Raw genomic sequence first — 16,612 nt, 5'->3', positions numbered from 1 at the left:
CCGCTGACGTCACACCGGGTTCAGCCGCCCGCGTTTTGACCCTGCCAGCGACCGGCGGCTACTCTGGTGTGTCGTTGTGCGTCTCCCGCCTGCGCTGGATGTGCGAAGAGCAGCCGCTACCTGCTCCCGCCCGGGTCCAGCACGGTCGGTCGTGCCGGTGCGATCCCACTCGCCGGCCAGGGATGCTCCACCGACAGCACTCATCGGCGGGACCCCCTGTGGTCCCACGCCGTGAACACATTCAGCAACACGAGACGAAGGCTTAGACCGTGCGCACGTACACCCCGAAGCCCGGCGACGTCGAGCGGAACTGGTACGTCATCGACGCGACCGATGTCGTCCTGGGCCGCCTCGCCACCCACGTGGCCACGCTGCTGCGCGGCAAGCACAAGGCGACCTTCGCCCCGCACGTCGACGGTGGCGACTTCGTCGTCGTCATCAACGCGGGCAAGGTGGCCCTCACGGGCAACAAGCGTGAGACCAAGCTTGCCTACCGCCACTCCGGTTACCCGGGTGGCCTGCGTGCCACCGCGTACGCCGACCTCCTCGACAAGCACCCCGAGCGGGCGATCGAGAAGGCTGTGCGCGGCATGCTCCCGAAGAACTCCCTCTCGCGCGCTCAGCTGAGCAAGCTGAAGGTGTACGTCGGCGCGGAGCACCCCCACGCGGCCCAGCAGCCGAAGCCCTTCGAGATCACCCAGGTCGCTCAGCAGGCCTGAGCCTGCTGCAGCCAGCCACCCAGACAGGACGCGAGGACACACCAGTGGCCGAGACCACGGTCGACATCGACCTTGAGGGCGACGACACGCCCACCAGCTACACCTCCGAGACCGCTGCGCCCACGGGCCGCGGCCAGAGCATCACCGCTCCCGGCCAGGCCCTCGGCCGCCGCAAGGAGGCCATCGCCCGCGTGCGCCTCGTGCCCGGCACCGGGCAGTGGAAGATCAACGGCCGCACCCTCGAGGACTACTTCCCGAACAAGGTGCACCAGCAGCTCGTCAACTCCCCGCTCAAGCTCGTCGACGTCGAGGGCCGCTTCGACATCGTCGCGCGCATCACGGGTGGCGGCGTCTCGGGCCAGGCCGGCGCGCTGCGCCTCGGCATCGCCCGTGCGCTGAACGCGATCGACGCCGACTCGAACCGCGCGGCGCTCAAGAAGGCCGGCTTCCTCACGCGTGACGCGCGGGTCGTCGAGCGCAAGAAGGCGGGTCTCAAGAAGGCCCGCAAGGCGCCTCAGTACTCCAAGCGCTGATCCCTCAGCCGTGGCCCGATGGCCCCGACGGTCACCAGACCATCGGGGCCATCGGCGTCTCACGAGCCGGCGGGAACCGCACGACGCACGACGAAGGAGTGACCTGATGGGTCTGTTCGGGACCGACGGGGTGCGTGGCCTCGCGAACCGGGACGTGACGGCCGAGCTCGCGCTCGACCTGTCCGTCGCCGCGGCGCACGTGCTCGGCTCGCTGGGCCAGTTCGAGGGCCACCGCCCGCGTGCCGTGATCGGCCGCGACTCCCGTGCCTCCGGGGAGTTCCTCAGCGCCGCGGTCGCCGCCGGGCTCGCGAGCGCCGGTGTCGACGTGCTCAACGTGGGCGTGCTGCCGACGCCCGCCGTCGCGTTCCTCACGGCGTCGCTCGACGTCGACCTCGGCGTGATGCTGTCCGCGTCGCACAACCCCATGCCGGACAACGGCATCAAGTTCCTCGCGCGCGGCGGCCACAAGCTCGACGACGAGCTCGAGGTCGCGATCGAGGCGCGCCTGCGCGAGGACTGGGAGCGCCCGGTCGGCGCCGCCGTGGGCCGCATCCGGATGGACAACGGGCAGGCGGGAGCCGACTACGTCGAGCACCTCGTCTCGACCATCGACGTGAGCCTCGCGGGCCTGCGCATCGCGGTCGACTGCGCCAACGGTGCGGCGAGCGAGGTCGGCCCGGCCGCGCTGCGGGCCGCCGGCGCCGACGTGGTCGTGATCAACGCGTCCCCGGACGGGCGCAACATCAACGAGAAGTGCGGCTCGACGCACCCCGAGCAGCTCCAGGCCGCGGTCGTGGCGTCCGGGGCGGACCTCGGTGTCGCGTTCGACGGCGACGCGGACCGCTGCCTCGCGGTCGACCACACGGGCGCGCTCGTCGACGGGGACCAGATCCTCGGGACGCTCGCCGTCGCGATGCGCGAGCGCGGCACCCTGACCGACGACACCCTCGTGGTGACGGTGATGAGCAACCTCGGGCTGCGGCTCGCGATGACCGCCGCGGGCATCCGCACGATCGAGACGGCGGTCGGGGACCGGTACGTGCTCGAGGAGATGCGCGCGGGCGGCTACGCGCTCGGCGGCGAGCAGTCGGGCCACGTCATCCTCGCGCAGCACGCGACGACCGGCGACGGGGTTCTCACGGCGCTCCAGCTCGCGGCGCGCGTCGCCGGGACGGGGCAGAAGCTCGAGCAGCTCGCCTCGGTCGTCCAGCGGCTCCCGCAGACGCTCGTCAACGTGCCGCGCGTCGACCGGGCGCGCGCGTCGACCGACGAGGTGCTCGCGGACGCCGTGCGCGCCGCGGAGACCGAGCTCGGCGACACCGGGCGCGTGCTGCTGCGCCCCTCGGGGACCGAGCCGCTCGTGCGGGTCATGGTCGAGGCCGCGAGCCAGGACGACGCCGAGCGCATCGCGAACGGGCTCGCGGACGTCGTGCGCGCGCAGCTCGCGCTGTGAGCGGCACGCCGTCCGGGGGCGGGACCCTGCTGCGCGAGCAGGTCCACCGCCTGCTCGCCGCGACCGACGCGCAGGGCGGCGTCGCACCCATCGTCCAGGCCGGTCACCCCGTGCTCCGGGCCGTGGCCGAGCCGTACGACGGCCAGCTCGACGCCGCTGAGCTGACGGCGCTCGTGGAGCTCATGCGCCGCACGATGCACGCCGCGCCCGGGGTCGGGCTCGCGGCACCGCAGATCGGCCTCTCGCTCGCGCTCGCGGTCGTCGAGGACCCGGGCATGCTCGACCCCGACGTCGAGCAGGTGCGCGAGCGGCCCCGCCTGCCCTTCCGCGTGCTGGTGAACCCCCGGTACGAGGCGGTCGGCGACGAGCGCGCGTCGTTCTACGAGGGCTGCCTGAGCGTCGTGGGCTACCAGGCCGTCGTGGCGCGGCACCGCTCCGTCCGCCTCACGGGCGTCGACGAGGCGGGGAACGCGCTCGACGAGGTGCTCACGGGCTGGCCCGCGCGCATCGCTCAGCACGAGACGGACCACCTCGGGGGGACCCTGTACCTCGACCGGGCCGAGCTGCGCTCGCTCGCGCGGACCGACGAGCTCGGCGCCCGCTGGGCCGGCGAGCCGCGGCCCGAGACGGCTGCACGCGCGCTGGGTTTCCCGCTGCGCTGAGGCGAGGAGGTTCGCGCCACCACCCCGGGTCGAGCGCGGCGGGTGCCGCCGGTCGCCGTGAACGCCGCCCTGCGACGCACCTTGGGGCGCCCTCGGTCGCGCGACGAGGTATCAGGTGTCGGCGCGTCGGCCCCTCGGAGTAGCGTCCTGGACGCGATCTCATCCGGTCGACGGACGCGTCACCACGCTCGCGTCGCCCACGATCGAGGGGAGCGGGAGGGCGCACACCCTGGGGTCACCTGGGGGTCGCTGGGGGTCGGCTGGGGGGCTTCCCCCATTCCGGCGCAGGGTGACGGCGACCTACCGTGAGCAGGACGACCTCGCCGGCGGCTTCGCTGCCACGACCTAGTGGAGCTGATGACTGGTGCTGGAGGAGTGGATCCTCGCGCTCGCGGGCTCCGGGTGGATCTACCTGGGGATCTACGTGTTCGCGACGATCGACGGGTTCTTCCCGCCGATCCCCAGCGAGTCCGTCGTCATCGCCGTGGCGGCGACGGCGATGGTCGGGGACGGGCCGAACCTGGGGCTCCTCGTCGCGTCGGCCGCTGCGGGCGCCTTCACGGGTGACCAGATCGCCTACGCGATCGGCAGCCGGGTCGACGTGCACCGCGTCCGGTTCCTGCGAGGCAGGCGCGGCCGGGCGACGCTGGCGTGGGCCGAGCACGCGCTCGCGCACCGCGGCTCGTCGTTCATCCTCGCCGCGCGGTACATCCCCGTGGGGCGGGTGGCCGTGAACATGACGGCGGGCGCGCTGGGCTACCGGCGTCGCCGCTTCGTCGCCCTGACCGCGCTGGCCGCCGTGACGTGGGCCGTGTACGGGACGGCCATCGGGGTCGGCGCGGGCGCCTGGCTGCACGACCACCCGGTCATCGCGGTCGTGGCCGGCGTCGTGATCGGCGTCGTCGTGGGTCTGCTCATCGACTGGCTCCTGCGCCGGTGGCTCCGCCCGGGCGTCCCCGTCCTCGAGCAGAGCAGCCTGCGCGACCTGGCGGCGGCGCCCGACCCGGCCGACGACCCCGCGGCGGACGCCGGCCCGGCGGGCCCGCTGCTGCACGAGACGCGCGTGCCGGCCGGGACCGACCCCCGCGCGGCGCGGCCGATCACGTCTCCGCAACGATCCGCCCACCCGGGTTAACGATCTGGTCTCACCCGGCGCCCTCCGCCGGGGTCGGTCCTACGCTGGTCATGGGACGACACCGCTGTCGTCCCTCCCGCCCACCGGACCACCTCTCGAGGTGCTCCCTCGGTGCGCGGGTCGGCAGGGGGCGAGCGGGGGGTTCGGCATGCGACGACGACACGAAGGGCGTGAGCGAGGGAGTCCCGGGGCGCGCCTCGTCGGGCTCGTCGGGGGCGTGGCGCTCGCGTGCACGGCCCTGCTCGCCGGCTGCGCGGGCGCGGGCGAGCCGCTGCCCGCCGAGGCCGAGACGGCACCGCGGGCCGACTGCCTCGCACCGCAGGTCATCGCGTCGCTCGGTCTGCGCGCCGACGACGCGTCGGGCACCGCGCACCCGGACGTCCCCGAGCCGGGGGCCGTCCCCGAGGCGTTCACGCCCGTCAGCGCCGTGCAGTGCGTGAGCGGGGAGCGGCTCACGGACGCCGACGGCGTGTGGGCCGCGGTCACCGTGCGCCAGCTCGAGGGCGACCTCGCCCCGCTCCTCGACGCGCTGGAGGAGCCGTCCGAGCCGGTGCGCTCCGACCAGGCGTGCGCCGCCCCGGCGTCCCCTGCGTGGGACCTGTGGCTCGTCGACGCGCTCGGGCGCGCGGTGCGGGCGGACCGCCCCGTCGACTCGTGCGGCGCGCCGACCGAGGAGCTCACCGCTGCCGTCGAGCAGCTCGACACGACGGGTGAGGAGCACTTCCCGGTGGACCTGCTCGCGGCGCGGGTCACCGCGCCACCGACTCCGTGAGGCCTGTCACCGGCGGCAGCCGGTCCTGATCGCGGTCGCGGGGCGCCGGGGGTCAGAGCTTGCGGAGCCGGACGCGCTGGACGGCGTGGTCCGGGCCCTTGGTGAGCACGAGCGTCGCGCGGCTGCGGGTCGGGACGATGTTGCGCTCGAGGTTCGGGGCGTTGATCGCGTCCCAGATGGCCTCGGCCCGCGTCACGGCCTCCTCGTCGGAGAGCGACGCGTACCGGTGGAAGTACGACTCGGGGCGGGCGAACGCGGTGGCCCGCAGCGACAGGAACCGGTCGACGTACCACTGCCGGACGTCCGCGGTGCGGGCGTCGACGTAGATCGAGAAGTCGAAGAAGTCGCTCACGGCGAGGTTCGAGACGCCGCCGTCGAGCGACGGGCGGGCCGGCTGCAGCACGTTGAGACCCTCGACGATGAGGACGTCCGGGCGCCGCACGACGACCTCGGCGCCCGGCACGATGTCGTAGGTCAGGTGGTCGTACACGGGCGCGCGGACCTCGGGGCGACCGGCCTTGACCTTGGTGAGGAACCGCACGAGCGCGCGCCGGTCGTAGGACTCCGGGAAGCCCTTGCGGTCCATGAGCCCGCGTCGCTCGAGCTCGGCGTTCGGGTGGAGGAAGCCGTCGGTGGTGAGGAGCTCGACGCGCGGGGTCGCGGGCCAGCGGGCCATGAGCTCGCGCAACAGCCGTGCCGTCGTCGACTTGCCGACCGCCACGGACCCGGCGACCCCGATGACGTACGGCGTGCTGCCGGTGTCCTCGCGCAGGAACGTGCTCGACGCCTCGTGCAGGCCGCGCGTCGCGCCGACGTACAGGTCGAGCAGCCGTGAGAGGGGCCGGTAGACGGCGTCCACCTCGGCGAGGTCGATCGGGTCGCCGAGCCCGCGCAGCCGCGTGACGTCGGCGTCGGTGAGCGGCAGCGGGGTGGACTCGCTCAGCCGTGCCCACGCGGACCGGTCGAGGTCGACGTACGGGGACGGCGGCGCGAGGGCGGAGGGGGCCACGAGGAGCCATTGTGCCGGACGGTGCCGTGCCGCCCGGCACGTGCGAGCGCGTGCGATCGCGTGCGAGCACCGCGGGCGGAGCGGGTGCGGCCGCACGTGCCGGAGATCACCGTGAGCCCCACCCGCGCGCCCGTAGACTCGCCCGCATGTGCGGAATCGTGGGATACGTCGGCAGCCAGGATCCGAGCGGCCGCCCGCTCGACGTCGTGCTCGAGGGGCTCCGACGCCTGGAGTACCGGGGCTACGACTCGGCAGGTGTCGCGCTCACGCGCGGCGACGGCACGCTGACGAGCGCGAAGAAGGCCGGCAAGCTCGCCAACCTCGTCGAGCTGCTCGACGCCGAGCCGCTGGGCCCGGCGACCGCCGCGATCGGCCACACCCGATGGGCCACGCACGGTGCGCCGAACGACGTCAACGCGCACCCGCACGTCGTCGGCAAGCTCGCGCTCATCCACAACGGCATCGTCGAGAACTTCGTCGCCCTCAAGGCCGAGCTGCTCGCCGCCGGGGTCGAGTTCCGGTCGGAGACCGACACCGAGGTCGTCGCGCACCTCGTCGCGCGCCAGTTCGAGCTGACCCCCGACCTGACCACGGCGCTGACCACCGTCGTCCGCCGGCTGCACGGCACGTTCACCCTCCTCGCGGTGCACGCCGACCTGCCCGACGTCGTCGTCGGGGCCCGGCACGACTCGCCGCTCGTCGTGGGTCTCGGGGACGGCGAGAACTTCCTCGGGTCCGACGTCGCGGCATTCATCGCGCACACCAAGGAGGCGCTCGAGCTCGGGCAGGACCAGGTCGCGACGATCACGTCCACGTCCGTCGAGGTCACGGACTTCGACGGACGCCCCGCGCAGGGCCGGCGCTACACCGTCGACTGGGACGCCGCGGCCGCCGAGAAGGGCGGCTTCCGCTCGTTCATGGACAAGGAGATCCACGACCAGCCGCAGGCCGTCGCCGACACGCTGCTCGGCCGGACCGACCTCCGGGGCCGGCTCGTGCTCGACGACCTGCGCATCGACGAGTCGGTGCTGCGGTCCGTCGACAAGATCGTCGTGATCGCGTGCGGCACCGCCGCGTACGCCGGGCACGTGGCGAAGTACGCGATCGAGCACTGGTGCCGCATCCCGGTCGAGGTCGAGCTCGCGCACGAGTTCCGGTACCGCGACCCGGTCGTCAACGAGAAGACGCTCGTCGTCGCGATCTCGCAGTCGGGCGAGACGATGGACACCCTGATGGCGGTCCGGCACGCGCGCGAGCAGGGCGCCAAGGTCGTCGCGATCGTGAACACGCACGGCTCGACGATCCCGCGCGAGTCCGACGCGGTGCTGTACACGCACGCCGGGCCGGAGATCGCGGTCGCCTCGACCAAGGCCTTCCTGTCGCAGATCACGGCCGCGTACCTCCTGGGGCTGTACCTCGCACAGCTGCGCGGCAACAAGTTCCCCGACGAGATCGCGGAGATCTACGAGGACCTGCGCCAGATGCCCGACAAGATCCAGCAGGTGCTCGACCGCGCCGGGCGCGTCCGCGAGATCGCCCGGTGGATGTCGGACACGTCCTCGGTGCTCTTCCTCGGTCGGCACGTCGGGTTCCCCGTCGCGCTCGAGGGTGCGCTCAAGCTCAAGGAGCTCGCGTACATCCACGCCGAGGGCTTCGCGGCCGGCGAGCTCAAGCACGGTCCGATCGCGCTGATCGAGCCGGGGCAGCCCGTGTTCGTGATCGTGCCGTCGCCGCGCGGGCGGGACTCGCTGCACTCGAAGGTCGTCTCGAACATCCAGGAGATCCGCGCCCGCGGTGCCCGGACCCTCGTGGTCGCCGAGGACGGCGACGAGGACGTGCGGCCGTTCGCCGACGAGGTGTTCTACGTGCCGCAGTCGCCCGTGCTGCTCGCTCCGCTGCTGGCGGTCGTGCCGCTGCAGATCTTCGCGTGCGAGCTCGCGACCGCGCGCGGGCTGGACGTCGACCAGCCGCGCAACCTCGCGAAGTCGGTCACGGTCGAGTGAGCGCGGGCCGCGGGCGGGCGCGGGCGGTCGGTGCCGTCCCGCTCGCGAGCCCTGCGCCGGTCGACCGGCAGGCGCCGGCGGGGGCCGCCCGGTGATCGTCGGCGTCGGGATCGACGTCGTGGACGTCGCGCGGTTCGTGGCGACCCTCGAGCGCGCCCCCGGCCTGCTCGAGCGGCTGTTCACGCCCGACGAGCGTCACCTGCCGCCCGCGTCGCTCGCCGCCCGGTTCGCCGCCAAGGAGGCGATCGCCAAGTCGCTCGGCGCCCCCGCGGGGATGAGCTGGCAGGACGCGACGGTCCGGCGCGTCCCCGGGCAGCAACCGGTCGTCGAGGTGGTGGGGACGGTCGCGGCACGCGCCGACGAGCTCGGCGTCGCCCGCTTCCACCTCTCGATCTCGCACGACGCGGGGATCGCGTCGGCGGTCGTGGTCGCCGAGCGCGACCCGGCCTGACGCCGGCCCCACCGCCGCCGGCCCACGAGCGCGCCCGGGTGGCGCCTCGGTTGGCACGGAGTGTGGACCGCCTCGTCCAGGCACGCCCTCCCGGTACTCCTCCCCGGTACGCCACGGGCCGCCCCCCCCCCCCGCAGGAGAGCGGCCCGCGTCGAGACCCGGCCGTCAGCGCAGCGCAGGCACGACCTCGCGCTCGAACAGCTCGATGCCCGAGCGGTCGTACGCGGCCTCCGCGAAGTACGTGATCGCGTACGTCATCCCGAGCGCCTCGAGCTCGCGGAGCTTCTCGACGATCTGCTCGGGGGTGCCGACGAGGGGGCCGTTGCGGAACTGCTCGGTCACCTCGGCGGCCTTGGCGGGGACGGTGCGGCCGTAGTGGTCCGCGACCCACGCGAGCCGGTCCTCGACCTCGGCCGCGGTCGACCCGATGACGACGTTGTAGTTCGACGACCGCGTGATCTCCTCGAACGGCCGACCGATCGCCTCGCAGTGCCCACGCAGCACCTCGGACTTGTGCGTGAACGTCTCGGGCGTCCCGTCGAAGTTCGTGTACTGCGCGTGCTGCGCGGCGATGCGCAGCGTCTTCTGCTCGCCGCCGCCCGCGATCCACAGCGGCGGGCCGTCGGTCTGCAGGGGGAGCGGCGAGAGCTGCGCACCGTCGACCTGGTAGTGCTTCCCGTCGAGGGTCGCGGTGCCGTCCGACCAGAGCTGCCGGAAGATCTGCACGCCCTCGTCGAGCATCGCGAGGCGCTCCCCGGCGCGCGGGAAGCCGTAGCCGTACGCGCGCCACTCGTGCTCGTACCAGCCGGCGCCGATGCCCATCTCGACGCGCCCGCCGCTGATGACGTCCGCGGTCGCGGCGACCTTCGCGAGGTACGCCGGGTTGCGGTACGCCATGCACGTGCACATCTGGCCCAGGCGGACGCGGCGCGTGCTCGCGGCGTAGGCGTTGATGAGGCTCCACGCCTCGTGCGTCGCCTCGCCGTTGGGCTCGGGGACGGCGTGGAAGTGGTCGTAGACCCAGATGGACTCCCACGCGTCGCCGGTGTCGGCGTGCTGGGCGAGCCCGTTCATGACGTTCCAGTGGTCGGCCGTGGCGATCCCGGTGAGGTCCTGCCGCCAGCCGTGGGGGATGAAGAGTCCGAAGCGCATGGGACCAGAACCTACCGCCGGGACGGGCGCGCGCCCGTCGAGCGCGGCGGTGTCCCGCTCCGCGGACGGGCGGGTCGGGATGTGCGCCACGAGCGGCGGGCCTGCACCTCGCGACCCCGCTGCCGCTGGGCTCGTGGCTGGGCTCGCCGCGGGGCGCGCCGCCGGGATCGACGTCGCGCGGCTCGCCGCCGCGGGCCTGCCGAGCGGGAGCGCCCCCGACTCCGCCAAGATGGGCCGGTGATCGTCGCCTACACCGCCGTGGACGTCCGCGCCGCCGAGGAGCCGCTGCTCGCCGCGGGCGTCCCGCTGATGGACCGGGCGGCGTTCGCGCTCGCCGGGGTGGTCGTGCGGGAGCTGCGTGCCCGGCGCGCGCGCGTCGCGGGCAGCCGGGTCGTGGTGCTCGCCGGCGGGGGGAAGAACGGTGGCGACGCCCTGCACGCGGGTGCGCTCCTGGCCCGGCGCGGGGTCAGCGTGCTCGCGGTCGCGACGTCGGAGCGGCTGCACGAGGGCGGCCTCGCGGCGCTCCGGTCCGCGGGCGGCAGCGTCGTGAGCGTCGCCGACGGGGGCCCCGGGCCGCGGGTGTGGCCGGGCGACGCCATCGCCGAGGCGTTCACGGCGGACGTCGTGCTCGACGGCGTGCTCGGCATCGGTGCTACCGCCGGGCGGACCGGGGTGCGGGGACCGGGGGCCGAGGTGCTCGCGCTGCTCGGCGAGCTCGTGACCGACGAGCGCACGGGCGGACGCGGCGACGGCCCGTGCGTCGTGGCCGTCGACGTCCCGAGCGGCGTCGGCGTGGACGACGGCGACGTGCCGCGCCCGGGGTCGTCGAACGGGTCGGGGCCGGCCCCGACGCGCCCGCCCGGCGGGGTGCTGCCCGCCGACGTGACGGTGACGTTCGCGGCCCCGAAGCCCGCGCTGCTCCTTCCGCCGGCGTCCGCGTACGCCGGTCGTGTCGAGGTCGTGGACATCGGCCTCGAGCTCGGCGACGCCCGGCCCGCCGTCGCGCGGCTCGAGCCCCGTGACGCGGCGGCGCTGTGGCCCGTGCCCGGCCGGTCCGCGCACAAGTACACGCGCGGCGTCGTCGGGGTCGTCGCCGGCACCCCCGCGTACCCGGGCGCCGCGGTGCTCACCGTCACCGCCGCGGTGCACGCCGGGGTCGGCATGGTCCGCTACCTGGGGTCGCCGGGGGTGACCGCGGCCGTCGTCTCGCACCGGCCCGAGGTCGTCGCCGGGGACGGGCGCGTCCAGGCGTGGGTGCTGGGCCCGGGGGTCGACCCGACCGACTCCGCGCAGGCCGAGCGGGTGCACGGCGCGCTCGCGGGCGTGCTCGCCCAGGAGCTGCCCGCCGTCGTCGACGCAGGGGCCCTCACCCTGCTGCCCGAGCGGCTCGCCCCGTGGGTCGTGCTGACCCCGCACGCCGGGGAGCTCGCGACGCTGCTGAGCGCCCGCGGCGAGGACGTGGACCGCGCGCAGGTCGAGGCGGAGCCCCTGCGCTGGGCGAGGCGTGCGCGCGAGCTCACCCGCGCGACGATCCTGCTCAAGGGGGCCACGACGCTCGTCGTCGGGCCGGACGACGCCGTGTACGCGCAGGCGGACGGACCCGCGTGGCTCGCGACGGCCGGTGCGGGCGACGTCCTCGCCGGTGTGCTGGGCGCGCTGCTCGCCGGCCGGGCGCAGGACCTCCCGGGCGAGCCGTCGCTCGTCGCGGCGCTCGCGGCGTGCGCGGCGCTCGTGCACGGCCGTGCGGCGCACGTCGCGAACCCCGGCGGCCCGGTCGCGGCGCTCGCGGTCGCCGAGGCGCTCCCGCGCACCGTCGCCGAGCTGCTCGCGTCGTGATCCTCACCGATGCGCTCGCGGAGCGCGTGCGTGGGCTGCTCGCGCGCGGCGGGCGGCAGCTGCTGGGGATCGCGGGTGCGCCCGGGGCCGGCAAGTCGACCCTGTCCGCGGAGCTCGCCGCGACGTTCGGCGAACGGTGCGTCGTCGTCCCGATGGACGGGTTCCACCTCGCGCAGACCGAGCTCGAACGCCTCGGGCGTGCGGACCGCAAGGGCGCGCCGGACACGTTCGACGCGGCGGGCTACGTGGCGTTGCTGCGCCGGCTGCGCGACGCGCGCGACGACGTCGTGTACGCACCCGAGTACCGGCGCGACCTGCGCAACGGTGTCGCGGGCGCCATCGCGGTCCGGGCGACCACACCGCTCGTGGTCACCGAGGGGAACTACCTGCTGCTCGACGACGCGGGGTTCGGTCCGGTGCGGGGGCTGCTCGACGAGGCGTGGTTCGTGGAGCCGGACGACGACGTGCGCCTGGCCCGGCTCGTCGCGCGGCACGAGCGGTTCGGCAAGGACCCGGGTGCGGCGCGCGCGTGGGCGCACGGGCCCGACGAGCGCAACGCCCGGCTCGTCGCCGGGACGAGAGCACGCGCGGACGTCGTCGTCCGGGTCTAGCGGCCGGACCCCCGGGTCGGGCCCCCGGGCCGGGACGCGTCCGAGGCGGACGGAGCGGAAGCGGGATGCGCGCCGCGCGGCAGGATCGGCACGGTGCGGTCCGGGGTCGCCGCCGGGGCCACCCCGGACGGGCGACCGCACGCCGACCGACCGCGAGCGGTCGCCGACCGGTGGGAGACTGGGCGGGTGAGCGACTACCCCGCCCGTGCCGTCGTCGACCTCGCCGCGATCCGCGGGAACGTCCGCGCCCTCGCGCAGCACGCGCCCCGAGCGCAGGTCATGGCCGTGGTCAAGGCCGACGCGTACGGTCACGGCCTGGTCCCGAGCGCACGCGCGGCGCTCGCCGGCGGAGCGACGTGGCTCGGTGCCGCGCAGGCCGCCGAGGCGCTCGAGCTGCGCGCCGCGGGCGTCGGCGGGCGCCTCCTGACCTGGCTGCACGCCCCTGGCGCCCCGTTCGACGCGCTGCTCGAGGCGGACGTCGACGTCTCGATCGCCGGCGCGTGGGCCCTCGACGCGGTCGCCGGTGCGGCGCGCAGCACGGGCCGCACCGCGCGCGTGCACCTCAAGGTCGACACGGGCCTCGGCCGCAACGGCCTGACCCCCGCGGACCTCCCGGACGTCCTGGACGCCGCGCTCCGCGCGCAGGCCGAGGGTGCGGTCGAGCTCGTCGGGATCTGGTCGCACCTCGCGTTCGCCGACGAGCCGGCGCACCCCACGGTCCTCGCGCAGGCCGAGGTGTTCGCCGACGCCGTCCGCCTCGCGGAGTCCCGCGGCGCCCACCTCGAGGTGCGCCACCTCGCGAACTCCGCGGCGACGCTCACGAGCCCCGCGGTGCACTACGACCTCGTGCGCCCCGGCATCGCGGTCTACGGGCTCTCGCCCGTCCCGCAGCTCGGCGGCCCCGCGGACTACGGGCTCGTCCCGGCGATGACGTTCGAGGCGGAGCTCGCGACCGTGAAGACCGTGGACGCCGGCCAGGGCGTCTCGTACGCGCACGCCTACACGACGTCGACCCGCACGGTGCTCGGCGTCGTCCCGGTCGGGTACGCCGACGGCATCCCGCGCCACGCGTCGGGCAGCGACGGGCACCCCGGCGCGCCCGTCCTCGTGGGCGGGCGGCGCGTGCCGATCGCCGGTCGGGTGTGCATGGACCAGGTCGTGCTCGACCTCGGCCCGGGCGCGGGTGAGCAGCCGGGCGACCCCGTCGTGCTGTTCGGCACCGGCGCGGACGGTGGCCCGACGGCCGAGGACTGGGCGCGGTCCGCGGGGACCATCAGCTACGAGATCGTGACCCGCCTCGGCGCGCGGGTGCCCCGCGTGCACGTCGACAGCGAGCGCGCGGCGGACGGCGCTGCGGACGGGACGGCGCTCGCCGCGTCCGGCGCACCCGGCGGGCGGACGGTGCCCGGCGCCGGGGACGCACCGCCGCCGCCCCCGCCGTCCGCCGCTCCGACGGCCGACCGTCCCATGACCACCGAGCCCGCGCGGGCCGGCCGGTGAGCGGGGCGGGCGAGCAGCGCGTCCTCGTCGAGCTGGCCGACGCCGACGCGACGCGCGCGTACGGCCGGGCGCTCGCGGGCGTGCTGCGGGCGGGCGACCTCGTGATCCTCACCGGCGACCTCGGCGCCGGGAAGACGACGCTCACGCAGGGCATCGGCGCCGGGCTCGGCGTGCGGGGGCAGGTCGCCTCGCCGACGTTCATCATCGCGCGCGTGCACCCGCCGCTGCCCGGGCCGGCCGCCGGCGAGGCCGGGGGCGGGCGGGCGACGACGACGACGGGCACGTCCCTCGTGCACGTCGACGCGTACCGGCTCGGCTCGCTCGACGAGGTCGACGCGCTCGACCTCGACGAGAGCCTCGACGAGTCCGTGACGGTGGTCGAGTGGGGTGAGGGGCTCGTCGAGGCGCTCGCCCAGGACCGGCTCGAGGTCGCGCTGCGCCGACCGCGCGGCGACGCAGCGACCGGGTCGGACGACGACCCGTCCGCCGGGGTGCGGACCGTCACGGTGACCGCCGTGGGCGAGCGGTGGGCCGGGGTCGCGCTGCCGCACTGAGTCCCGGCCCGCGGCCACCCGGGCGGGGATGGGATGCTGGACCCGTGCCCGTCCTCGCCCTCGACACGTCCAGCTCCGTCGCCGTCGCTCTGATCGACGCGGCCGGCCGCACGCTCGTCGCGTGGTCCGCCCCCGAGCAGCGCCACCACGCCGAGCTCCTCGCCCCGATGATCGACGCCGTCCTGACCGAGGCCGGCGTCGACCGGACCCAGGTCACCGCGGTCGTCGCGGGCACGGGGCCGGCGCCCTACACCGGGCTGCGCGTCGGGCTCGTCACGGCGCGGACGCTCGCGCTGGCCCTGGGGGTGCCGGTGCACGGCGTGAGCAGCCTCGACGCGCTCGCAGCCGAGGCCGCCGACCGGCTCCGGCTCGCGGCCGGCGACGAGGTGCTCGTCGCGACCGACGCCCGGCGTCGCGAGGTGTACTGGGCGCGCTACCGGGTCACCGCGCCCAGCCCGGCTGCGGACGGCGCCCCGGGCGCCGGTGCGCTCGTCGAGCTCGTCGCCGGCCCGTCCGTCGCGAGCGCCGCCGCTGTCTCCGCCGAGGGTCGTGCGGCCGGTGCGGTCGTCGTCGGCCGCGGCGCCCAGCAGTACGCGGCCGAGCTCCCGCCCGCCGCCGACGGACCCACGGACCCCGACCCGGCGGTGCTCGCACGCCTGGCCCTCGCCCGGCTCGCCGCCGCGCCCGCGGGGACGCTGCTGCCGTCCGAGCCGCTCTACCTGCGCCGGCCCGACGCCGTCCCGCCCGCCGAGCGCAAGCGCGCGCTGGCATGACCGTCGGGCACCCGGGCGTCACCCTCGACCGTCTCGTGGCGACGGACCTGCCCGTGCTCGCCCGGCTCGAGCGCGAGCTGTTCGGGGCCGGAGCGTGGTCGCTCGCGTCGCTGGCGGACGAGATCGCGGGCGAGGACCGTTGGTACGTCGCCGCGCGCGGCGCGCGTGGAGAGGTCGTCGGGTACGCAGGGCTGTGGTTCGACGGCGAGGACGCCCAGGTCATGACCATCGGCACGGCGACGACCCACCAGGGACAGGGCGTCGGGCGCCTGCTGCTCGACGAGCTCCTGGCCCGGGCGCGCGCGCTCGGCGCGGTGCGCGTGCTGCTCGAGGTGCGTGTCGACAACGAGCCCGCGCTCCGGCTCTACGAGCGCGCCGGCTTCGAGCGGCTCGGCCGGCGCCGCGGGTACTACCAGCCGGAGAACGTCGACGCGTGGACGATGGGTCTCGCGCTCGACGCCGCCGCCGTTGCGGACGCGGTCGAGGTCGGTGCGGCTGCGGGTGCGGCTGCGGGCGCGGGTGCCGGTCCGGCTGCGGATGCGGACGACGACGGGTCCGACGCCGAGCCCGCCGCGGCCCGGTCCGCGGTCCTCGTCACTGCCGCCGAGCTCGCCGCGCTCCTCGCGCGGGACGACGACGCACGCCCGGTCGTGCTCGACGTCCGCTGGGCGCTCGGGCGGTCCGACGGCGCCGAGCAGCACCGCGCGGGCCACGTCCCCGGCGCCGTGTACGTCGACCTCGAGACCGAGCTCGCCGCGCCCCCGACCCCGCAGGGCGGCCGCCACCCGCTGCCGGACCTCCCCGCGCTCGAGGCCGCGGCCCGCCGGTGGGGCGTGCGTGCGACCACACCGGTCGTCGCCTACGACGCGGTCGGCGGGATGTCCGCCGCGCGTGCGTGGTGGCTGCTGCGCTGGGCGGGTGGGGCGGACGTGCGGCTGCTCGACGGCGGGCTCGACGCGTGGGTCGCCGCCGGGGGAGCGCTCGAGCAGGGCGACGTCGTGCCCGGGCCCGGTGACGTCGTGCTCTCGGCGGGACGGCTCCCGACGGTCGACGCCGACGGGGCGGCCGCGCTCGCGCGCACCGGGACGCTGCTCGACGCCCGCGCCGCCGAGCGGTACCGCGGCGAGGTGGAGCCCGTCGACCCCCGCGCCGGGCACGTCCCGGCCGCGCTGAGCGCGCCGACGGCGGGCAACCTCGGCCCCGACGGCCGCTTCCTCGCGGCCGGCGCGCTGCGGGAGCGCTTCGCGGCGCTCGGTGTGCACCCGGGCTCGGGGGACGTCGCCGTGTACTGCGGGTCGGGTGTCACCGCGGCGCACGAGGTCGCGGCGCTCGCGTCGATCGGCGTCGAGGCCCGGCTCTACCCCGGCTCCTGGTCGCAGTGGTCGAGCGCCCCCGACCGTCCGGCGGCGACGGGTCCCGAGCCCGGCTGACGCGGCGGGCTCGTGCTCG

General features: G+C 75.8%; 15 protein-coding genes and 2 pseudogenes. 15 read left to right on the top strand and 2 right to left on the bottom strand.

What is annotated here, in order from left to right; genetic code table 11:
* Positions 1-269 precede the first annotated feature (269 nt).
* From rplM to ACWFNE_RS05150, 6 genes are all read left to right on the top strand, one after another.
* Positions 270-719: a 50S ribosomal protein L13 gene (gene rplM, locus ACWFNE_RS05175; protein ID WP_258726101.1), complete on the top strand. Its 450-nt coding sequence runs from the start codon at positions 270-272 to the stop codon at positions 717-719.
* Between the two features lie 44 nt (positions 720-763).
* The gene (gene rpsI / locus ACWFNE_RS05170) at positions 764-1,252 is read left to right on the top strand and encodes a 30S ribosomal protein S9 (RefSeq protein WP_034625781.1); all 489 of its coding nucleotides are present in this window, start codon (positions 764-766) and stop codon (positions 1,250-1,252) included.
* A 106-nt stretch (positions 1,253-1,358) separates the two neighbouring features.
* Complete coding sequence (gene glmM, locus ACWFNE_RS05165; RefSeq protein WP_452121392.1) at positions 1,359-2,705, top strand: phosphoglucosamine mutase; 1,347 nt, start codon at positions 1,359-1,361, stop codon at positions 2,703-2,705.
* Positions 2,702-3,367, top strand: coding sequence for a peptide deformylase (locus tag ACWFNE_RS05160; protein ID WP_452121391.1), 666 nt, complete (start codon positions 2,702-2,704; stop codon positions 3,365-3,367). The genes glmM and ACWFNE_RS05160 overlap by 4 nt, the downstream gene beginning before the upstream one ends.
* Before the next feature lie 364 nt (positions 3,368-3,731).
* On the top strand, positions 3,732-4,502 hold the full coding sequence (locus ACWFNE_RS05155; RefSeq protein ID WP_452121390.1) for a DedA family protein: 771 nt from the start codon (positions 3,732-3,734) through the stop codon (positions 4,500-4,502).
* A 148-nt stretch (positions 4,503-4,650) separates the two neighbouring features.
* Positions 4,651-5,274 carry a hypothetical protein gene (locus ACWFNE_RS05150; RefSeq protein ID WP_452121389.1) on the top strand — a complete coding sequence of 208 codons (624 nt, stop codon included), beginning with the start codon at positions 4,651-4,653 and terminating at the stop codon, positions 5,272-5,274.
* A gap of 52 nt (positions 5,275-5,326) precedes the next feature.
* Here the strand turns inward: ACWFNE_RS05150 and coaA are convergent, their stop codons facing one another.
* Positions 5,327-6,283, bottom strand: coding sequence for a type I pantothenate kinase (gene coaA / locus ACWFNE_RS05145; RefSeq protein ID WP_452121388.1), 957 nt, complete (start codon positions 6,281-6,283; stop codon positions 5,327-5,329).
* 146 nt (positions 6,284-6,429) lie between these two features.
* On the opposite strand from coaA, the gene glmS reads away from it, so the two are divergent.
* Together glmS and ACWFNE_RS05135 are read left to right on the top strand one after the other, a co-directional pair.
* The gene (gene glmS / locus ACWFNE_RS05140) at positions 6,430-8,286 is read left to right on the top strand and encodes a glutamine--fructose-6-phosphate transaminase (isomerizing) (RefSeq protein WP_452121387.1); all 1,857 of its coding nucleotides are present in this window, start codon (positions 6,430-6,432) and stop codon (positions 8,284-8,286) included.
* A 91-nt stretch (positions 8,287-8,377) separates the two neighbouring features.
* Entirely contained in the window at positions 8,378-8,737 is a 360-nt protein-coding gene (locus ACWFNE_RS05135; RefSeq protein WP_412867564.1) for a holo-ACP synthase, read from the top strand.
* Positions 8,738-8,902: 165 nt separating this feature from the next.
* Here the strand turns inward: ACWFNE_RS05135 and ACWFNE_RS05130 are convergent, their stop codons facing one another.
* The gene (locus ACWFNE_RS05130) at positions 8,903-9,889 is read right to left on the bottom strand and encodes an LLM class F420-dependent oxidoreductase (protein WP_452121386.1); all 987 of its coding nucleotides are present in this window, start codon (positions 9,887-9,889) and stop codon (positions 8,903-8,905) included.
* Positions 9,890-10,126: 237 nt separating this feature from the next.
* Between ACWFNE_RS05130 and ACWFNE_RS05125 the strand changes: the two genes are divergently transcribed.
* The 7 genes and pseudogenes from ACWFNE_RS05125 to ACWFNE_RS05095 all read left to right on the top strand — a co-directional run.
* Complete coding sequence (locus ACWFNE_RS05125) at positions 10,127-11,725, top strand: bifunctional ADP-dependent NAD(P)H-hydrate dehydratase/NAD(P)H-hydrate epimerase (protein WP_452121385.1); 1,599 nt, start codon at positions 10,127-10,129, stop codon at positions 11,723-11,725.
* Positions 11,722-12,336, top strand: a complete 615-nt coding sequence (locus ACWFNE_RS05120) for a nucleoside/nucleotide kinase family protein (RefSeq protein ID WP_452121384.1) — start codon at positions 11,722-11,724, stop codon at positions 12,334-12,336. The genes ACWFNE_RS05125 and ACWFNE_RS05120 overlap by 4 nt, the downstream gene beginning before the upstream one ends.
* Before the next feature lie 186 nt (positions 12,337-12,522).
* A complete protein-coding gene (gene alr / locus ACWFNE_RS05115) occupies positions 12,523-13,836 on the top strand; it encodes an alanine racemase (protein ID WP_452121383.1) in 1,314 nt (437 codons plus the stop codon).
* Complete coding sequence (gene tsaE / locus ACWFNE_RS05110) at positions 13,833-14,390, top strand: tRNA (adenosine(37)-N6)-threonylcarbamoyltransferase complex ATPase subunit type 1 TsaE (RefSeq protein ID WP_452121382.1); 558 nt, start codon at positions 13,833-13,835, stop codon at positions 14,388-14,390. Before alr ends, tsaE begins: the two co-directional genes overlap by 4 nt.
* 44 nt (positions 14,391-14,434) lie before the next feature.
* On the top strand, positions 14,435-15,163 hold the full coding sequence (gene tsaB / locus ACWFNE_RS05105; RefSeq protein ID WP_452121381.1) for a tRNA (adenosine(37)-N6)-threonylcarbamoyltransferase complex dimerization subunit type 1 TsaB: 729 nt from the start codon (positions 14,435-14,437) through the stop codon (positions 15,161-15,163).
* A pseudogene (gene rimI / locus ACWFNE_RS05100) lies at positions 15,160-15,594 on the top strand (ribosomal protein S18-alanine N-acetyltransferase); the annotation flags it as partial. The gene tsaB and the pseudogene rimI, both read left to right, overlap by 4 nt.
* Before the next feature lie 147 nt (positions 15,595-15,741).
* Positions 15,742-16,593 (top strand): annotated as a pseudogene (locus tag ACWFNE_RS05095) (sulfurtransferase); the annotation flags it as partial.
* Positions 16,594-16,612: the final 19 nt, after the last annotated feature.

It is taken from the genome of Cellulomonas sp. NPDC055163 (assembly GCF_053607065.1).
This window is presented reverse-complemented; position numbering and strand designations above follow the sequence as displayed.

Excerpts from the sequence above, each read along its gene's own strand:
- ACWFNE_RS05130 (WP_452121386.1), bottom strand. The coding sequence starts at position 9,889 with ATGCGCTTCGGACTCTTCATCCCCCACGGCTGGCGGCAGGACCTCACC.
- ACWFNE_RS05150 (WP_452121389.1), top strand. The coding sequence starts at position 4,651 with ATGCGACGACGACACGAAGGGCGTGAGCGAGGGAGTCCCGGGGCGCGC.
- glmM (WP_452121392.1), top strand. The coding sequence starts at position 1,359 with ATGGGTCTGTTCGGGACCGACGGGGTGCGTGGCCTCGCGAACCGGGAC.
- glmS (WP_452121387.1), top strand. The coding sequence starts at position 6,430 with ATGTGCGGAATCGTGGGATACGTCGGCAGCCAGGATCCGAGCGGCCGC.